Source organism: Actinokineospora inagensis DSM 44258 (genome assembly GCF_000482865.1).
GTDB lineage: Bacteria > Actinomycetota > Actinomycetes > Mycobacteriales > Pseudonocardiaceae > Actinokineospora > Actinokineospora inagensis.
In genome coordinates, this window is sequence record NZ_AXWW01000046.1 from 1 (window position 1) to 18,032 (window position 18,032).

16 protein-coding genes and 2 riboswitches are annotated in these 18,032 nt (G+C 71.2%); of the genes, 12 read left to right on the plus strand and 4 right to left on the minus strand.

Annotated features, from left to right (window positions below; genetic code table 11):
- Positions 1 to 176: 176 nt before the first annotated feature.
- The gene (locus tag H504_RS0117605; protein ID WP_035304736.1) at positions 177 to 1,778 is read right to left on the minus strand and encodes a solute symporter family protein; all 1,602 of its coding nucleotides are present in this window, start codon (positions 1,776 to 1,778) and stop codon (positions 177 to 179) included.
- Positions 1,775 to 2,167 carry a DUF485 domain-containing protein gene (locus H504_RS0117610; RefSeq protein ID WP_026423842.1) on the minus strand — a complete coding sequence of 131 codons (393 nt, stop codon included), beginning with the start codon at positions 2,165 to 2,167 and terminating at the stop codon, positions 1,775 to 1,777. The genes H504_RS0117605 and H504_RS0117610 overlap by 4 nt, the downstream gene beginning before the upstream one ends.
- Before the next feature lie 891 nt (positions 2,168 to 3,058).
- Between H504_RS0117610 and H504_RS35675 the strand changes: the two genes are divergently transcribed.
- The 4 genes from H504_RS35675 to H504_RS0117630 all read left to right on the plus strand — a co-directional run bounded on the left by H504_RS35675 (position 3,059) and on the right by H504_RS0117630 (position 8,560).
- Entirely contained in the window at positions 3,059 to 6,910 is a 3,852-nt protein-coding gene (locus H504_RS35675; RefSeq protein ID WP_051385993.1) for a sensor histidine kinase, read from the plus strand.
- A gap of 67 nt (positions 6,911 to 6,977) precedes the next feature.
- Positions 6,978 to 7,418, plus strand: a complete 441-nt coding sequence (locus tag H504_RS0117620) for a roadblock/LC7 domain-containing protein (protein WP_026423843.1) — start codon at positions 6,978 to 6,980, stop codon at positions 7,416 to 7,418.
- 7 nt (positions 7,419 to 7,425) lie between these two features.
- Positions 7,426 to 7,974, plus strand: coding sequence for a DUF742 domain-containing protein (locus H504_RS0117625; protein WP_051385994.1), 549 nt, complete (start codon positions 7,426 to 7,428; stop codon positions 7,972 to 7,974).
- The gene (locus tag H504_RS0117630) at positions 7,955 to 8,560 is read left to right on the plus strand and encodes a GTP-binding protein (protein WP_035304738.1); all 606 of its coding nucleotides are present in this window, start codon (positions 7,955 to 7,957) and stop codon (positions 8,558 to 8,560) included. Before H504_RS0117625 ends, H504_RS0117630 begins: the two co-directional genes overlap by 20 nt.
- A gap of 47 nt (positions 8,561 to 8,607) precedes the next feature.
- Here the strand turns inward: H504_RS0117630 and H504_RS0117635 are convergent, their stop codons facing one another.
- A complete protein-coding gene (locus H504_RS0117635; protein WP_026423846.1) occupies positions 8,608 to 9,210 on the minus strand; it encodes a LysE/ArgO family amino acid transporter in 603 nt (200 codons plus the stop codon).
- Positions 9,211 to 9,279: 69 nt separating this feature from the next.
- Between H504_RS0117635 and H504_RS0117640 the strand changes: the two genes are divergently transcribed.
- Entirely contained in the window at positions 9,280 to 10,170 is an 891-nt protein-coding gene (locus H504_RS0117640) for a LysR family transcriptional regulator ArgP (protein WP_211239349.1), read from the plus strand.
- A gap of 657 nt (positions 10,171 to 10,827) precedes the next feature.
- Here H504_RS0117640 and H504_RS0117645 read toward each other — a convergent pair.
- Positions 10,828 to 11,469 (minus strand): TetR/AcrR family transcriptional regulator, encoded by a 642-nt coding sequence (locus H504_RS0117645; RefSeq protein WP_026423848.1) that lies wholly within the window; start codon positions 11,467 to 11,469, stop codon positions 10,828 to 10,830.
- A 95-nt stretch (positions 11,470 to 11,564) separates the two neighbouring features.
- Here H504_RS0117645 and H504_RS0117650 point away from each other — a divergent pair, with 95 nt between their 5' ends.
- The 7 genes from H504_RS0117650 (at position 11,565) to gcvT (ending at position 18,023) form a co-directional block, all read left to right on the plus strand.
- The gene (locus tag H504_RS0117650; protein ID WP_026423849.1) at positions 11,565 to 12,716 is read left to right on the plus strand and encodes an acyl-CoA dehydrogenase family protein; all 1,152 of its coding nucleotides are present in this window, start codon (positions 11,565 to 11,567) and stop codon (positions 12,714 to 12,716) included.
- A gap of 42 nt (positions 12,717 to 12,758) precedes the next feature.
- Complete coding sequence (locus H504_RS0117655) at positions 12,759 to 13,838, plus strand: Zn-dependent alcohol dehydrogenase (protein ID WP_026423850.1); 1,080 nt, start codon at positions 12,759 to 12,761, stop codon at positions 13,836 to 13,838.
- Between the two features lie 122 nt (positions 13,839 to 13,960).
- Positions 13,961 to 14,656, plus strand: coding sequence for an energy-coupling factor ABC transporter permease (locus H504_RS0117660; RefSeq protein ID WP_026423851.1), 696 nt, complete (start codon positions 13,961 to 13,963; stop codon positions 14,654 to 14,656).
- Positions 14,653 to 15,006, plus strand: a complete 354-nt coding sequence (locus tag H504_RS0117665) for a PDGLE domain-containing protein (RefSeq protein ID WP_026423852.1) — start codon at positions 14,653 to 14,655, stop codon at positions 15,004 to 15,006. The genes H504_RS0117660 and H504_RS0117665 overlap by 4 nt, the downstream gene beginning before the upstream one ends.
- A complete protein-coding gene (cbiQ, locus tag H504_RS0117670; protein ID WP_026423853.1) occupies positions 15,003 to 15,755 on the plus strand; it encodes a cobalt ECF transporter T component CbiQ in 753 nt (250 codons plus the stop codon). The genes H504_RS0117665 and cbiQ overlap by 4 nt, the downstream gene beginning before the upstream one ends.
- Positions 15,752 to 16,483 (plus strand): energy-coupling factor ABC transporter ATP-binding protein, encoded by a 732-nt coding sequence (locus H504_RS0117675; RefSeq protein WP_026423854.1) that lies wholly within the window; start codon positions 15,752 to 15,754, stop codon positions 16,481 to 16,483. Before cbiQ ends, H504_RS0117675 begins: the two co-directional genes overlap by 4 nt.
- 31 nt (positions 16,484 to 16,514) lie before the next feature.
- A riboswitch (glycine riboswitch) is annotated at positions 16,515 to 16,609 on the plus strand.
- Positions 16,610 to 16,704: riboswitch (glycine riboswitch) on the plus strand.
- 218 nt (positions 16,705 to 16,922) lie between these two features.
- Positions 16,923 to 18,023, plus strand: a complete 1,101-nt coding sequence (gene gcvT, locus H504_RS0117680; protein WP_026423855.1) for a glycine cleavage system aminomethyltransferase GcvT — start codon at positions 16,923 to 16,925, stop codon at positions 18,021 to 18,023.
- Positions 18,024 to 18,032: the final 9 nt, after the last annotated feature.

The following is an 18,032-nucleotide window of genomic DNA, read 5'->3' on the forward strand; positions in this document are numbered from 1 at the left end:
GCCGGTTGGTGGGCTTCGTCGATGGGGCGGGGGGCGGGGGGTTTGTTTTGAGGCGCGTGGGGTGGGTTGGCGGCCTTTGTCTATGTGGGGTGGGGTTTCGAGGCGCGCGGTGCAGGTTCTGTGGGGTGGGTTGTCATGCGGTGGTTTGCTTGCGGTGCGGTGTGGGGGCGGCGGGGTTAGCGGCCGATGCCGGTGAGGGAGCGGACTTCCATTTCGGTGGTTTTGGTGGGGTTGGGGGAATCGTGGCTGAGGAGGGTGGCTAGGTAGCCGCAGATGAAGGAAGTGGGGATGGAGATGATGCCGGGGTTGGTGAGCGGGAAGAGGTGGAAGTCGACGGTGGGGAAGATGGCGGTGGGGGCGCCGGAGACGACGGGGGAGAGGGCGACCAGGAGGAGGCAGGAGCCGAGGCCGCCGTACATGGCCCAGAGGGTGCCGGTGGTGTTGAAGCGCTTCCAGAACAGCGAGTAGACCAGGGTGGAGAGGTTCGCGGAGGCGGCGAAGGCGAAGGCGAGGGCGACCAGGAAGGCGACGTTCTGGCCGTTGGCGAGGATGCCGCCGACGATGGCGAGCAGGCCGGTGACGATGGCGGTGAGCCGGGCGACGCGGATCTCGGAGCGGGTGTCGGCCTTGCCGCGGCGGAGGATGTTGGCGTAGACGTCGTGGGCGAACGAGGCGGACGCGGTGATGGTGAGGCCCGCGACGACGGCGAGGATGGTGGCGAAGGCGACGGCGGCGACGACGCCCATCAGCACCGTGCCGCCGATCTCGAAGGCGAGCAGCGGGGCGGCGGCGTTCTCCTTGCCGGTGGCGTCCAGGATGCGTTCCGAGCCGACCAGGGCGGAGGCGCCGTAGCCGATGATCAGGGTGGCGACGTAGAAAACGGTCATGGTGCCGACGGCCCACACGACGGAGCGGCGGGCCTGGCGGGCGTCGGGGACGGTGTAGAAGCGCATCAGCACGTGCGGCAGCCCGGCGGCGCCGAGGACGAGGGCCAGCGACAGCGAGATGAAGTCGAGCGTGGTGATCGGGGTGCGGCCGTACTGCTCGCCCGGCGCGAGGATCTTCTCGCCCTTGGTGTTGTTGGCGGCGGCCTGCTCCAGCAGCGCGGTGATGCTGAAGCCGAACTTGCCGAGCAGGAACACCGTCATCAGCACGACGCAGAGCAGCAGCACGGCGGCCTTGATGATCTGCACCCAGGTGGTGCCCTTCATGCCGCCGACCAGCACGTAGAAGATCATGACCAGGCCGACGACGGCGATCACCAGCGCCTGCCCGCCCTTGCTGTGCACGTTGAGCAGCAGCGCGACCACCGCGCCCGCGCCCGCCATCTGGGCCAGCATGTAGAACAGCGAGATCACCAGGGTGGAGGTGGCGGCGGCGGCGCGGACCGGGCGCTGGCGCATCCGGAACGCCAGCACGTCGCCCATGGTGAACCGGCCGATGTTGCGCACCGGCTCGGCGATCAGCAGCAGGTTGACCAGCCAGGCCACCAGGAAGCCGATGGAGTACAGGAACCCGTCGTAGCCGTGGATGGCGATGGCGCCCGCGATGCCGAGGAACGAGGCGGCGGACAGGAAGTCGCCGGACAACGCGATGCCGTTCTGCACCCCGGTGAACGCCCCGCCCGCCGCGTAGTAGTCGGCGGTGGAGCTGTTGCGGGAGCCGACCCGGTAGGCGACGAACAGCGTGACGACGACGAAAGCGCCGAACACCACCGAGTTCAGCGCCGTGTTGCCCGCCTGCTCCTGCGCGACGACCAGGCCGCCCGCGGCGCTCATCGGCCCGCCCCGGTGGACTCCCGCAGCTCGGCGACCGCCGGGTCGAGCTTGCGCCGGGCCCACCGCAGGTAGACGGCGGTGATCAGCGCGGTGGTGCCGAACTGGGCCAGGCCGAGCACCAGGCCGACGGTGATCGACCCGGTGAGCCGGATCGCCATGAACTCGTGCGCGTACGCGGCGAGCAGCACGTAACCCAGGTACCAGCACAGGAACAGGCCGGTCATGCCGAACACGAACCGGCGGAACCGGGCGCGCAGCACGGCGAACTCGGCGCTGGCCTGCACGGCGGCGAAGTCGGGGCCGCCTGCCGCGGGCGCGGTGGCCGGGCCGCCGATGCCGCCGAAGGTGGCCAACCGCGGGTGGTCCGCGCGGCCGATGACCTCGGTCATGCGTTTTCCTCCGAGAATTGAGTGGGGCGGCGACGATCCGGGCGGGAATCGCGGCGGGCGGCGCCGGGGGCGATTTCACCAATGCGCGCGACGCGCCCCGGTGAACGGCCGCCATGCTAGCCGGGTTCGGATCGAGCGTGCAGCCAGTTGTGCACAGGGCGGCTCGGGTTACCGAACGATACCGGTGTGGTTGCATGTCAACCGGGGCGTTGCTCTCACACTTAATGGTGAATTGCCGCGTCACTGGGTGTTGTCCGTCGGGCTGGCAACCGGCCGCGCATCACTCGATCCGGGAAGATCCACAGCGGACCGACCTGTGTTCCCGCAGGTGGACGATGATCACATCGGACAGTCCTGGTCGTTGTACGTTGAATTACCCGATCGAGGGATCAAGGCGAGAATTCCGTGCGAAGCGTGACCGGAAATGTGGCGAACCGGCCCGGCGTCCCCGTTCGGGGCCGCGAGTTCCACAGCGGACAGACGATTCCCGCAGGTCAACGGGAATGGGTTCAAGATCGCCGGATCGGGGTAGCATCGGCACTCAAGTTCGCGCCGCGGCCGCACCGATGTCGGTAGGGACGCTGAGCGGCTCGACGAATCGGCGCACCCCGCCGGTCGATCTCGAACCAATTCCGCAGCCAGCCAGTGAGCCGGTCAGGCCGGTCGTGCTCGTCGAAGGGAGATCCGCGCGGTGAGGCAGTTACTCCGACAGCGGCCACCCGCGGACCAGGAGGCCCGCGAGTGAACCGCACCGTGTCGCCGGACCGGGTGGGTGGCGCGTCTACGCGCGCGGCCCAACGCCCGGCACGCCGCCGCGCCCGGTCGACCGCCTCGGACACCGCCGGTGGGGAAGCCGGCGGGTCCAAGACGGCGGGCAGGATGACTCCGCGAATGACCACGCTGACCCGCTGGCGGGACTGGAACATCCCGGTCAAGCTCGCCGCGGTCATCCTTGTCCCGGTCGTGTTCGCGGTCGTCCTCGGCGTGCTTCGGATCAGCGGCCAGGTCGAGCGCGCCCAGTCCTACCAACGGGTCGACAAGCTCGTAGCGGTCAACGAGAGCCTGCGCAAAACGCTCACCTGGCTGCAGCGCGAGCGCACCAAGGCGGCCGTGCTGCTCACCAGCGGTTCCCGCGATGTAGCCGCGGAACTGGCCGGGGAGCGGCAGAGCGCGGACTACGCGCGCGAAGAGATGTACCGCGCCATCGGCAAGGCCACCTTCGACACCGAGGTCACCCGCGCGCGCTTGCGCGACGTGACGTCCGCGTTCGACACGCTCACCGCGTTGCGGCGCCCCGTGGGAGCGGGCTCGGTGGACAGCGGCACCGCGCTCGAGGGCTACACCGACGTCATCCACGCGCTGCTGAACTTCGACCGCGCGACAACCGGTGAGGTGGCCGACCCCGGCCTGGCCAACACCGCCGCCGCCCTGCACGACCTGGAGGCGGCGAAGGAGGAGATCTACTTCCAGCAGGGCATGGTCGCGATCGGCATCGCCCGGGGTGGTCTCAACGCGGCCGACCTGGACAGCCTGCGCGCCTCCCAGTCCCGGCTGGCCGAGCGCACCTCCGACTTCCGCTCCATCGCCACGCTGAACCAGCAGGCGGGCTACGACGAGCTGCACAACGACCCGAGCGTGCGCGCCCGCACCGACCTGCTGCGGTTGGCGGTCGGCGACGGCAGCGACGGCAGCGCCGCGGTCAACGTGCCGCTGCCGATCACCTCGGCCGACTGGAACACCGCCTCGGAGCAGGCGTCCCAGCGGATCAGCGCGGTCAGCGCGCTGCTCGGCACCGAGATCAAGGAGCGGTCCTCGGCACTGCAGGACGAGGCGGGCAACGCGGCCGGTCTCGCCTCGGTGGTGCTGCTGCTCGCCCTGGTCGCCGCCGCCGGGGTGATGCTGGTGATCGGCAGGCAGTTGCTCGGCTCGCTCGCCCTGCTGCGCCGCGGCGCGCTGGACGTCGCCAGCAACCGGCTGCCCGCCGCCGTGGCCCGCATCCGCGACGGTCGCGACGTGGCCGAGCCGGTGGTGGAACCGGTCGCGGTCCTGCCGGACGACGAGGTCGGCGAGGTGGCCAGGGCGTTCGACGCCGTGCACCAGCAGGCGCTGCGGCTGGCCACCGAGCAGGCGGGCCTGCGGGCCAACTACAGCAACGTGTTCGTCAACCTCTCCCGCCGCAGCCAGAGCCTGGTGCAGCGCCAGTTGCACCTGCTGGAGCGGCTGGAGCGCGACGAGGAGGACGCCGACCAGCTCGCCACGCTGTTCCAGCTCGACCACCTCGCCACCCGGATGCGCCGCAACAACGAGAACCTGATGGTGCTCTCCGGCGCCGACTCGGCCCGCCGCGCGCAGCAGCCGACCGAGCTGGGCGACCTGCTGCGCGCCGCGGTGTCCGAGATCGAGCAGTACCCGCGGGTGGTGATCTCGCCGCCCGCCGCGGTGCTGGTCGTCGGCTACGCCGCGGGCGACCTGGTCCGCCTGGTCGCCGAGCTGCTGGACAACGCGACCGCGTTCTCCGCGCCCGCCACCCAGGTCACCGTGGCCAGCCACCGCACCGACGCGGGCGCGCTCAAGGTGGAGGTGGTCGACCGCGGCATCGGCATGAGCGAGTCGGAGCTGGCCGAGGTCAACGAGCGGCTGGCCGACAGCGGGACCATCGACGCGTCCACCTCGCGCCGGATGGGCCTGTTCGTGGTCGGCAGGCTCGCCGCGCGGCTCAACGTGGAGGTGCGGCTGCGCCCGGCTACCCAGCCGGGCATCCGGGCCGTCGTCACCATCCCGGCCGAGCTGGTCGTGGGCGAGGTCGTCCCGGACGTGCCCAGGATCACCGTCACCGCGCACCCGCCGCGGCCGACCGCCAACGGCCACACCAACGGTGCCAACGGGTCGAACGGTTCCCATGGTTACAATGGGCATGCCAACGGCCACAACGGGTTCTCCGCGGGCCTGGCCCGCAGGCTGGCCAACGGCAAGCCGAAGTGGGACCCGACCCGGCCGCCCGGTGGCGACGGGGCCGAACTGCCGCTGCGCACCCCGGTCGGCGACGGCCTCCCACTGCCGCGGCGCGCTTCCCGCCCGGCGGCCGAGCCCGAGCCCACCGAGGCGCTGGTCACCAACGACCCCGCGCCGGACGGCGACCCGGCCGCCACCGACGACGGCGGCTGGTGGGACACCACACTGGTCCACCAGGCCGCGCTGGTCGACGAACCCGCGCAGGCGCCGCCCCCGGCCGCGCTGCACGAGACCACGCCGATCTTCGACGAGATGGTCTCCGCGTGGTTCCGCGCGGTCACCGACGACCCCAACTCCACCGCCGCCGACGCGGACCGGGGCCCTGGCTGGGACTTCGCCGCCGACCAGGGCTTCCACACGGCCCGCGAGGTGCTGGCGGCCGAACCGGACGACTTCACCACCTCCGGCCTGCCCCGCCGCACGCCGCGGCGGAACCTGGTGCCGGGCGGCGTCCAGAACGGCGCGTCCGCTACGGGCGGCGGCCAAGACGACGGGACCCGAGGCGGTAAGCGATCCGCCGACCCCCTCTCCGGTCGCGACGCCAACCACCTGCGCAAGCGGCTGTCCAGCTACCAGCGCGGCATCCACCGGGCCAGGGGCGCGCACCACGCCGGCCCGGCCCACGCCACGCCGGACGAGTTGACCGCCGAACTCGGCAGGCACGGCCGCGCCACCCCACCCGCCGACGCGCAGCCCACCGACGCCCTGCCCTCCAAGGTCCAGCCCGGCAACGTCCAGCCCGGTGACGAGGGATCTGGTCACCGGCTGCCCGACCGCCAGGTGCCGGTCGACGGGGTGCCCGCCACCACGGCGCCCGCCGACGCGTTGCCCGGTGACGGTGGGGCTGTTGACCCTCCGCACGGCTATCGGGTTTCGTCCGCCGCCATGCCGCCCGCCGCCGCCATGTCCGGTGGCCGGGAGTCCGGTGGCGGGGGGTCCGGTGACCGGTCACGTGGTTACCGGGTGCGGGTCGACGAGCTGTCCGATGAACCGCTGCCCGTCGATGTGCTGCCCGGTGACCGGGTGCCGGTCGATCCGCCGGTCAACGGGCCGCCCGCCCGGCGGTCGCCCGTCGAGCGGGGCGTAACCCGGGGTGGCCCAACGGATACGGGTGGCGCGTTGCCGCGGCGCGCGGTCCGGGCCGGTGCGCTGCCCGAGGCACGCCGGGTCGAGTCCGGCCCGGCCACCGGGGTGCGGATCGCCGGGCTGGACAAGCGGGTGCCGGGAGTGGCCGCCCGCGCCGTCGGGATGGATCTGTCCGACCCTGGCCCCGGCGGTGTCACCGCGCCGCTGCGCCTGCCCGCCGAACCGGAGTCACCTGTGCGGCAAGCCGATCCGAACGGACTCCTGAGCAGCCCGGAGTCCGATATGGACCCAGTGGACACAGTGGACACAGGGCACACGCCAGGGCACACACCGGGGCTCGACCTGCGCGGCGCGCCGTGGCGGTTCGCGCCCGACGCGGGCTGGCAGGCCGCCGAGGCGCTGGCCACCACGGCCGCCGACCAGCCGGAGGGTCTGCTGCCGCGGCGCACCCCCCGGGAACGGCTGCTGCCCGGCAGCCTCGACCCGGCCACCGCCCGCCAGGTGCCGGTCGAGCGGGACGCCGAGGCGCTGCGGTCCCGGCTGGGCAGCCTGCAGCGCGGCATCGGCCGCGGCCGCAGCAGCATCGCCCGGCGGCCGGGGACACCGACCGAGGGGGACACCGAGAAAGAAGGCAGGGATGCCTGAGCCAGGTCGCCGAGTATCGACCGAGCAGCCGACGAGCGAGCCGGTGCCGACGCCGAAATGGAGCACGATGACGTCCACGCAGTCCAAACCGGGCCAGTTCGGCTGGTTGGTCAACGACTTCGCCGACCGGGTGTCCGGGGTGGCGCACGCGGTGGTGGTGTCCGCAGACGGGCTGCTGCTCACCTCCTCCGCGCGGTTGCCCGCCGACCGCGCCGACCAGTTGGCCGCGGTCGCGTCCGGGCTGGTCAGCCTCACCCAGGGCGCGGCCCGCTGCTTCGAGGCGGGCGCGGTCAAGGAAACCGTGGTGGAGATGGAGCGCGGCATCATGTTGCTGATGGCCATCAGCGACGGGTCGTGTTTAGCGATCCTCGCGGCCCCGACCTGTGACATCGGCCAGGTGGCGTACGAGATGACGCTGCTGGTGGACCGGGTGGGCCAGATCCTGACCCCGGAACTGCGCGCGGCCCTGCAGGGGACCGCCGGGAGGATGGTGGGGCAGCCAGCATGAGCACTCCATGAGCGCGCACGACGGAGCCGAGTCGGAGCAGACCATCGCGGACGTGATGGCGAGCCTGGCCCTCGGCGGTGGCCGCAGGCGGCGCAAGTCCGATGTGGACGAACCGGAGGCCGAGCCGGACTGGCCGGACGGTGAGGTCGCCGAGCGGGCCGAGCGGGTGCTGGACCCGGTCGGGCAGGTGTCGGCGGCGGGCCAGGACGCCGACCCGGATGCCTCGATCGTCCGCCCGTACGCCTGGACCAGGGGCCGCACCAGGTCGAACTTCGAGATGCGGGTGGAGACCATGGTGTCCACCAGCGACGGGTCGCCGGACGCAGGCGCGTTCGCCGAGTCCGAGCACCGCGCGATCGGGGCCCTGTGCCACGAGCCGCGGTCGGTCGCCGAGGTGGCGACGCTGCTCGGGGCTCCGCTGGGCGTTGCCAAGGTGCTGCTCGGCGACATGGCCCAACTCGGGCTGGTCACCGTGCACAAGACCGCGACCGGCGGCGCCAACCGGGCGCACCTGGTGCTGATGGAAAGGGTGTTGAGTGGGCTCCGCAGGCTATGACGACGTGGCCCCCGGCGGCGGGCTGACCTCGGTCAAGATCGTGGTGGCAGGCGGGTTCGGCGCGGGGAAGACCACCTTCGTCGGTTCGGTGTCGGAGATCATGCCGCTGACCACCGAGGCGGTGATGACCAGCGCCAGCGCCGGGATCGACGACACGGCCGCCACGCCGAACAAGTCGACCACCACGGTCGCGATGGACTTCGGCCGGGTGTCGCTGGACTCGGACCTGGTGCTGTACCTGTTCGGCACCCCCGGCCAGCAGCGGTTCTGGTTCATGTGGGACGACCTGGTGCGCGGCGCGATCGGCGCGGTGGTGCTGGCCGACACCCGCAGGCTGGCCGACTCGTTCTCCCCGATCGACTTCTTCGAGGAGCGCAACCTGCCCTACGTGGTGGCGTTGAACTGCTTCGACGGGGTACTCGGGCACAGCGTCGACCAGGTCCGCGACGCGTTGGCGATCGGGCCCGAGGTGCCGATCGTGCCGTGCGACGCGCGCGGGCGGGAGTCGGTGAAGGCCGCGCTGATCACCATGGTCGAGTACGCGATGCGCCGGTGGGTCGCGCTGCACGGCGCCGGGGTCGGCTGACCGAGGTCCTCTGTGCAGGACCGGGTGTGGGGGCGGCGGGTTCGCCCTCACACCCGGGTCAGCAGGGTGACGCCGAGGACCGCCATGGTCACCGCGATCACCGAGTCCAGCACCCGCCACGCGGCGGTCCGGGCGAACAGCGGCGTCAGGAACCGGGCGCCGAAACCGAGCCCGATGAACCAGAGGATGCTCGCGAAGGTAGCGCCAACGGCGAAGGACCACCGTTGGGTCCCGTGTGCTGCTGCGATGGTGCCGAGGATCAATACCGTGTCCAGGTACACGTGCGGGTTGAGCCACGTCAGACCCAGGCAGGTGAGGACAGCCTGTCGTGTCGACCCCACTCGGGTTCCGCTGGCCGCCATGCTCGACGGTCGAAACGCGCGCTTCGCCGCCAGTACGCCGTAACCGATGAGGAAGAGGCCGCCGAACACCGCGACGATGGTGAGCGCGACGGGGTAAGAGGCCACAAGGGTGCCCATCCCGGCCACGCCCGACGCGATCAACACCACATCGGACAGCGCGCAGATCGCCACTACGGGCAGCACGGACTCGCGGCGGATGCCTTGGCGCAGCACGAAAGCGTTCTGCGCCCCGATGGCGATGATCATTGATATCCCCGTGCCGAACCCGGCCAGCACCGCGAGCTCCATGCGCCAACCGTACGGTCGACACGCTCCTGTAGTACAGCTCAAGGTTTTTACGTACCCTTAGCGTTCGTGATGGGTGACCTACCTCTCGACCAGGTCAGGACGCTGCTCGCCGTGGTCGACGAGGGCACGTTCGACGCGGCCGCCGCCGCCCTGCACGTGACCCCGTCCGCGGTCAGCCAGCGGGTCAAGGCCCTGGAGGAGCGCACCGGCCGCGTGCTGCTGCTGCGCACGAAACCCGTACGCCCCACCGAATCCGGCACCCATGTCGTCCGCTACGCCCGGCAGTTGGCCCAACTCGACCGCGACCTGGCCGCCGAACTGGGTATGGCGGGCGAGTCGGTGCGCCTGTCGATCGCGGTCAACGCCGACTCGCTGGCCACCTGGTTGCTCCCCGCCCTCGTCGAGGTCCCCGGCGTCTACTTCGACCTCAACCGCGAAGACGAGTCGCACACGGCCTCCCTGCTGCGCGAGGGCATGGTGATGGCCGCGGTCACCTCGTCACCGGAACCGGTCACCGGCTGCTCGGTCCGCCCCCTCGGCCGCATGCGCTACCTCCCGGTCGCCGCCCCGGCTTTCGTCGACCACTGGCTGGACGGCCCACTGCGCCACCGCCTCCCCACCGCCCCCGTCGTCGTATTCGACCGCCGCGACGAACTGCAGGACCGTTTCCTGCGCACCCTCACCCGCCGCCCAGCCAGCCAACTCCGCCACTACGTCCCCGCGTCCGAAGCTTTCGTCGCCGCCATCACGGCAGGCCTCGGCTGGGGCGTCATACCCACAACCCAGGCCGCCCCACGGCTGCGCTCAGGCACCTTGGTCCGCCTGTCCGACCGACACGTGGACGTCCAACTCCACTGGCAGCAGTGGAAACTCGACTCCCCCGCACTCAAAGCCACCGCAGAGGCAGTCTTCACCGCCGCCCGAGCCGCCCTCCTCCCACCCGGCCGCGCAGGCCGGTGAGGCCGAGTTTGTCCACAACTCCCCCAACCGTCCACAGCGCATCGCCGCACCCCTTGACAACCCCGCCAAACCGATAGGCTCATGAATGGGCACCGGACCCCCGGGTGGGTGGGGCTCTGCCTGGCGGCGGGGTGGGGCGAAGTCAAGCGCTTGGTCGGGTGAAGCGTTGGTCGGGTGAAGCGAAGGCGAGGCTTGCGGCAGGCGCGGTCCATGGCCGGGCGGCTGGAGCGAAGGTGGGCTTCTGGGCCAGACAGGGTTGGGGCGGGGTTCGGTGAGTGGCTGAGTGAAAGCGCCTCTGGGCCAAGTGCGGTTGGCGGCCAGGGTGAGGGTGGCCTGCTGGGGTAGGTGCGGTCAGTAGCTGGGGAGAGGGTGGCCTCTGGGCCAATGCGGTTAGCGGCTGGGACGAGGGCGGTCTCTGGGGTAGGTGGGTCACCGGCTGGGGAGAGGGTGGCCTCTGGGGCAGGTGCGATCAGTAGCTGGGGTGAAGGGTGGCCTCTGCGCCAAGTGCGGTTGGCGGCCAGGGTGAGGGTGGCCTGCTGGGGTAGGTGCGGTCAGCGGCTGGGGTGAGGGTGGTCTCTGGGCAGGTGTGGTGGCCTGGGTGAAGTGGAGGCGACCGCGGGGGTAGGTGCGGTCGAGGCTGGGCGGGCGCTGCCCTGCTCACGGCGGGGGTGGGGCGACGGCTACTTGGGTGTACAGGCTGGTGAGGCCGTGGATGAAGGCGTCGAGGGCCAGGGCGAAGCTGTCGGTGTCGATGTGGGTGGCGTGGTCGCGGAGGCGGTGGGCCTGGTTCAGGTGGGGGTAGCGGTCGACGTAGATCTGGATGTCGTCGTCGAAGCCGTGGGTGAAGGAGGTGGTGGCGGCGCCTAGGACGAGGTACTTGGTGGCGGCGCCGATCATCGTGGCGTGGCGGGGTGGCCAGCCCGCGCCGACCAGGCCGCCGTGTACGGCGTCGGCGCGGGCCAGGGCGGTGGGTCTGCGGGCGGGTCCGGTGGCCAGTACCGGGACCAGGTTGGGGTGCGCGGCCAGCGCGGTCCGGTACGAGTTGGCCCAGCCGCGCAGGCCCGCGACCCAGCCGTCCGCGAAGGCCGAGGTGTCCACAGTGGACATGATGTCCTCGGCGATGTCCTGCAGCAGGTCGTCTTTCGTGCGGTAGTGGGAGTACAGCGACGGCGCCTGCACGCCGAGGTCGGCGGCCAGCCTGCGCATCGACAGCCCGGCGAGGCCGTCCCGGTCGACCACGGCGAGGGCCGCCGCCCGGATCCGCGGCCGGTCCAGCAGGGGCACTCGGGGTCGCGGCACGAGGGGGTCCTCCCCTGGAGGTGGTTGCCGGGGTCGCGGGGCGATCCTATCCTGAGCGAACCTAACACCGTTTGGTTTATGGACGGGAGACCCGCATGGATCTGGCCCTCAGCGGTGAGCAGCAGGCCCTCTGGGACCTGGCCAGGGACTTCATCGACCGCGAGGTCGTGCCCAACGCCGCCGAGTGGGACCGCCGTGAGCAGGTCGACCGCGGCATCGTCGGCAAGCTCGGCGGAGTCGGCTTCCTCGGTCTCACCCTGCCCGAGGAGTACGGCGGCTCCGGCGGCGACCACCTGTCGTACTGCCTGATGATGGAGGAGCTCGGCCGCGGCGACTCGGCGATCCGCGGCATCGTGTCGGTGTCCCTCGGCCTGGTCGGCAAGTCGATCGCCGCCTGGGGCACGCACGAGCAGAAGTCCCGGTGGCTGCCCCGGATCGCCTCCGGTGCGTCGCTGGCCTGCTTCGGCCTGACCGAGCCCGACACCGGGTCCGACGCCGCCAACCTGGCCACCCGCGCGGTCCGCGACGGCGACGACTACGTGCTCACCGGCACGAAGATGTTCATCACCAACGGTACCTGGGCCGACCTCGCGCTGGTCTTCGCCCGCACCGGCGGCCCCGGCCCCAAGGGCATCAGCGCGTTCCTCGTCCGCACCGACTCGCCCGGCTTCCAGCACCGCGAGATCAAGGGCAAGCTGGGGCTGCGCGGGCAGTCCACCGGTGAACTCGTCCTCGACGGGGTCCGCGTGCCGGTGGCCGACCGGCTCGGCGACGAGGGTGTCGGGTTCAAGGTCGCCATGTCCGCTTTGGACAAGGGCCGGATGTCCGTCGCCGCCGGGTGCGTCGGGCTGGCCAAGGGCGCGCTCCAGGCAAGCGTCCAGTACGCGAAGGACCGCGTGCAGTTCGGCAAACCCATCGCCAGTTACCAACTCGTGCAGGAGATGCTGGCGGACATGGCCGTCAACACCGACGCCGCGCGGCTGTTGGTGTGGCGGGTGGCCGACCTCATCGACCGTGGTGAGCCGTATGGCACCGCCGCCTCTATGGCCAAGTTGTACGCGAGCGAGAACGCCGTAAGCGCCGCGAACCTCGCCATCCAGGTCTTCGGCGGCTACGGCTACCTCGACGAGTACCCGGTCGCCAAGATCCTCCGCGACTCCCGCGTGATGACGTTGTACGAGGGCACCAGCCAGGTCCAGAAGCTCCTGATCGGACGGGCGCTGACCGGGATCAACGCCTTCGGCTGAGTACTCTGCGGTTTGTCTTGTCACGGACTTCGAGGGGGCGACATGGTCAGGGCGGCGGTGCTGCGCGCACAAGGGGAGCCGTTGGCGGTCACCGACATCGTGCTGCCCGATCCCGGCCCTGGCCAGGTGCGGGTCCGGTTGGTGGCCGCGGGCGTGTGCCACTCGGACCTGTCACTGGCCAACGGCACGCTCCGCCAGCCGGTGCCCGCCGTCCTGGGGCATGAGGGCGCGGGGGTTGTCGAGTCGGTCGGCGCAGGTGTCACGCGGGTCGCCCCGGGTGACCACGTGCTGCTCAACTGGGCGCCGCCGTGCCGGGAATGCTGGTACTGCCTCGCCGGCGAGCCTTACCTGTGTGAGCGCGCGGCCGATGCTGCCTCTATACCCCACGCGACCTTGCCGGACGGGACGCCGTTGTACCCGGGGCTCGGTACGGGCGCGTTCGCCGAAGAGACCGTGGTGTCCGAGCGGGCCACGGTGAAGATCCCGGCCGATGTGCCGTTGGACCGAGCTGCGGTGTTGGGCTGCGCGGTGTTGACCGGTGCAGGGGCCGTGCTGAACACGGCAGACGTCAAGCCGGGGCAGTCCGTAGTAGTAGTGGGGGTTGGGGGAGTGGGGCTGTCCGTTCTGCAGGCCGCCCGCCTCGCCGGTGCCTCCCCGATCATCGCGGTGGATGTGCGCCCGGAGAAGGAAGCCCTCGCGCTGTCGATGGGCGCGACCCACTTCCTCCTCTCCGACGATACGACCGCCAAGACCATCCGCGCCCTTACCGACACCCGTGGCGCTGACGTCACGTTCGAGTGCGTCGGTTCCCCCGCGGGCATCCGCACGGCCTGGTCGGCTGCTCGCCGCGGCGGGCACGTGGTCGTGGTCGGTGTCGGGTCGGCCAAAGCCCCCGTCGAGTTCAACGCTCTTGAGCTGTACTGGTTCGGTCGTACCCTCACCGGTTGCCTCTACGGCTCCAGTGACCCGGATGTCGACGTGCCCCGTCTCCTCGACCACGTCCAAGCGGGTGAACTCGACCTGGACGGCCTCATCACCGCCGAGATCACCCTCGACGAGGTCGGTACCGCCCTCGCCGACCTGCCCACCAACACCGGTGGCCGCACCCTGGTCCGTTTCTGACCGGCCCCGGGGTAGTCGAACGTCACACCAGCCAGTGGGACGCTATTGCCAAGCCCTGGCGGTAGCGTCCCGCTGGCAACTACGCTCGACCCGCCACTGAGTCCCCACCCGGAGGTGCGCCGATGTCCGCGGTCGCCATGCACATGAGCGATGGGCTGCTGGATACGAAGACCTCGCTGCTGTTCGCGGGTGTGGCCGTGGTCGGCCTCGCGGTGGCGGCGGCCCGTGCGCGCAACGACCTCGACGACCGCACCGCCCCGCTGGCCGGGCTGGTCGCGGCCTTCGTGTTCGCGACCCAGATGCTGAACTTCCCGGTGCTGCCCGGCGTCAGCGGTCACCTGCTCGGTGGCGCGCTGGCGGCGATGCTGGTCGGCCCCTGGGTCGGCGCCCTGTGTGTCTCGATCGTCCTCGTCGTGCAGGCGCTCGTGTTCGCCGACGGCGGGTTGACCGCGTTGGGGGCCAACATCACGAACATGGCCCTGATCGGCACGGCGGCCGGGTTCCTGGTGGCGACGCTGCTCAAGCGGTTCGCCAAGAACAGGGCGGGGTTGGCGGTGACCGCGTTCGTCGCGGCGTTCACCAACACGGTGATCGCGTCGTTCGGGTTCGTCCTGGAGTTCGCGATCGGCGGGGACCCGGCGTTCAGCCTGGGCACGGTGACGGCCACGCTGGTCGGCGTGCACTGCCTGATCGGCGTCGGCGAGGGCGTGATCACCGCGTTGACCCTGGTCGCGGTGGCTGCCGTGCGGCCCGACCTGGTGTACCTGCTGCGCGGCAGCCACAAGGCGCTGGACGTGCGTGAGGAGACCCTGGCGTGAAGGCGAAGACGCGCAACCTCGCGTTCCTGCTCGGATTCCTGGCCGTCGCGCTGGTGCTCGCTGGTGTGGTGTCGTACTTCGCCGACCCGAACCCGGATGGGCTCGACCACGCGACCCTGGAGGGTTGCCAGGTCGTGCGGACGGCCAACGGCGAAGAACTACGGGGCAGTTGCATCGCCCAGAACGCGCGGGAGCACAACCTGGCGAGCAGCCCGCTCGCCGGCTACTCCATCAGCGGCGACTCCGGCACCACCGGGCTCGCCGGGGTCATCGGGGTCGCGGTGACCGTGGTCCTCGCGGGCGGTTTGTTCTGGGTGCTGCGCAAGCGCCCCGGTAAGTCCGCCGAGTGAGCGCCGGGCACGCGCATCCACTGCACCGGCCGGGCACCAGCCCGGTCCACCGGCTCGCGCCGCAGGTCAAGATCGTCGCCGCCGGGTTCGGGGTGCTCTGCGTCGTCGCCACGCCGAGGGAGCGGTTCTGGGCGTTCGGCCTGTACCTGGCGGTGCTCGGCTGCGTGTGGACGATCGCGCGGATCCCGCCGGGTTGGTTGGCCCGGCGCGTGGTGATCGAGGCGCCGTTCGTGCTGCTGGCGCTGGTGTTCCCCTTCGTCGCGGGCGGGCCGACCACCACCGTCCTCGGTGTCGCGCTCTCCGAACACGGGCTGCTGTCCGGGTGGAACATCCTCGCCAAGGGCACCCTGGGCGTCCTCGTGTCGCTCACCCTGTCCGCCACGACAGCGCCCGGTGAGTTGATCGTCGGGCTGCAGCGGCTGCGCGTGCCGACGATGGTCGTCACCATCGCCACCCTGATGCTGCGCTACCTCGACGTCATCGCCGCCGAGGCCCGGCGGATGCGGATCGCCCGGATCTGCCGCGGGCACGACCCGCGGTTCCTCTGGCAGGTCGGTGCCACCGCACGCGGTATCGGCACCCTGTTCATCCGCAGCTATGAGCGCGGCGAGCGGGTCCACCTGGCCATGGTGTCCCGGGGGTGGGCCGGTGCCATGCCGGACCAGGGTCACTCCGCGGGTCGATCCGCCTGGCTGACCGGGCTGGCCCCCACGGCCCTCGCCGTCGTCGTGCTGGGTGTGTCCTTATGACCCCGCCCGCGCTCTTGGTCGAGCGCCTCGCCTACGCCTACCCGGACGGCCACCAGGCGCTGTTCGGCGTCAACCTGCGCGTGGAGCACGGCGAGCGGGTCGCGGTGCTTGGCCCCAACGGCGCCGGTAAGACCACCCTCGTTCTGCACCTCAACGGCGTTCTCACCGGACAGGGCAACGTCGAGGTGGCGGGCTTGCCGGTGGAGAAGGCGACGCTCAAGGAGGTCCGCCGCCGAGTCGGGATCGTCTTCCAAGACCCGGACGACCAACTGTTCATGCCGACCGTGCGTGAGGACGTCAGTTTCGGTCCCGCCAACTTCGGGCTGCGCGGCACCGACCTGGCCGCCCGGGTCAAACGCGCCCTCGACGACGTCGGCATGGCCGACCACGCCGACCGCTCGCCCATGCACCTGTCCGGCGGGCAGCGCCGCCGGGTCGCGCTGGCCACCGTGCTCGCCTGCGACCCCGACATCCTCGTCCTCGACGAGCCGTCGGCGAACCTGGAGCCGCGGGCCCGCCGCGAGCTGGCCGAGGTGCTGCTCGGCCTGGACCGCACGACGCTGATGGTCACCCACGACCTGCCGTACGCGCTGCAGTTGTGCCCGCGCTCGGTCGTCATCGACGACGGCGTCATCGTCGCCGACGGCCCGACCCGGGAGCTGCTGGCCGACGCCGACCTGTTGGCCCGGCACCGGCTGGAACTTCCGTTCGGGTTCCGCCTCGACTAGTCTCGCGGGCACAACCACACATCGGGCCGTACGAGCGGGACCGGGAGAGTCCTCGACCCACGGGTCGGGGCACCGAAGGAGCAAACTCCCCGTCAATCTCTCAGGTAAAGCTACCGTTCCCGCCAGGCCACTCTGGAAAGAAGACGCGATCTCGGCGTCTCACCCACGGTGCAAGCCGCGCTCGCGGCGAAGCTCTCAGGTGCCATGACAGAGGGGGAGTTCCAGCGCCGGTCGTCCACCGGCGCGCTGCACAGGAGCTCCCCATGACCCGCACCGAATACAGCGTAAAGACGCACCGATCCCCACATACGCCACAGTTATCGATGGCCCGACCGGTCGCGCCGCGCTGTGATGACCCAGTCACGCTGCGCCACGCGCTCCCGGCGTGCCACGCTGCGGACACGACCTGTTCCCGGCGCCCGAAGGAGACCCGAGTTCCATGAGCACACCCTCCCCGCTGCACGCGGTGCACGAAGCGCTCGGCGCGGCGTTCACCGACTTCGCGGGCTGGTCGATGCCGCTGCGCTACGGCAGCGAGCTCGCCGAGCACAAGGCGGTCCGCACCGCGTCCGGTCTGTTCGACCTCAGCCACATGGGCGAGATCGAGCTGACCGGTCCCGAGGCGGCGCGCGCCCTGGACTACGCGCTGGTCGGCAAGCTGTCCGCGGTGAAGCCGGGCAAAGCCCGCTACACGATGATCTGCGACGCCGCGGGTGGTGTGCTCGACGACCTGGTCGTCTACCGGCTCGCGGACGACAAGTTCATGGTCGTCGCGAACGCCTCCAACGCCCCCGCGGTGGCCGCCGCGCTGCGCGAGCGGGCGGAGAAGTTCGACGTCGAGGTCACCGACCGCTCGGCCGACCTCGCGCTGATCGCCGTGCAGGGCCCCACATCGACCGCGATCATCGGCTCGGTCACCGGCGCCGACCTCGACGCGCTCAAGTACTACGCCAGCGTTCCCGCCGCCATCGCGGGAATTGACATCCTGTTGGCGCGCACCGGCTACACGGGCGAAGACGGCTTCGAGGTCTATGTGGACGGTGACCGCGCCGCCGAGGTGTGGCGGGTGCTCACCGAGGCGGGCAAGGACCACGGCCTGCTCCCGGCCGGGCTCGCCTGCCGCGACACGCTGCGGCTGGAGGCCGGGATGCCGCTCTACGGCAACGAGTTGACCGCCGACTTCACCCCGTTCGACGCCGGACTCGGCCGGGTCGTCAAGTTCGACAAGCCGGACGGCTTCGTCGGCGAGGCGGCCCTGCGGCGCCGCCGCGACGCCGACGTGGAGACCAAGGTGCTGGTGGGTCTGGTCGGCCAGGGCAGGCGCGCCCCCCGACACGGGTACGCCGTGCTCGCGTCCGACGGCACCGAGGTCGGTACCGTCACCAGCGGCGCGCTCTCGCCGACGCTGGGCCACCCGATCGCGATGGCCTACGTGCCGGTCGCGGTCAGCGAGCCGGGCACCGCGCTCACCGTGGACATCCGCGGCACCGGCACCCCGGTCGAGGTCGTCAAGCTGCCCTTCTACCAGCGTCCAGCCTGAACCCAGGAG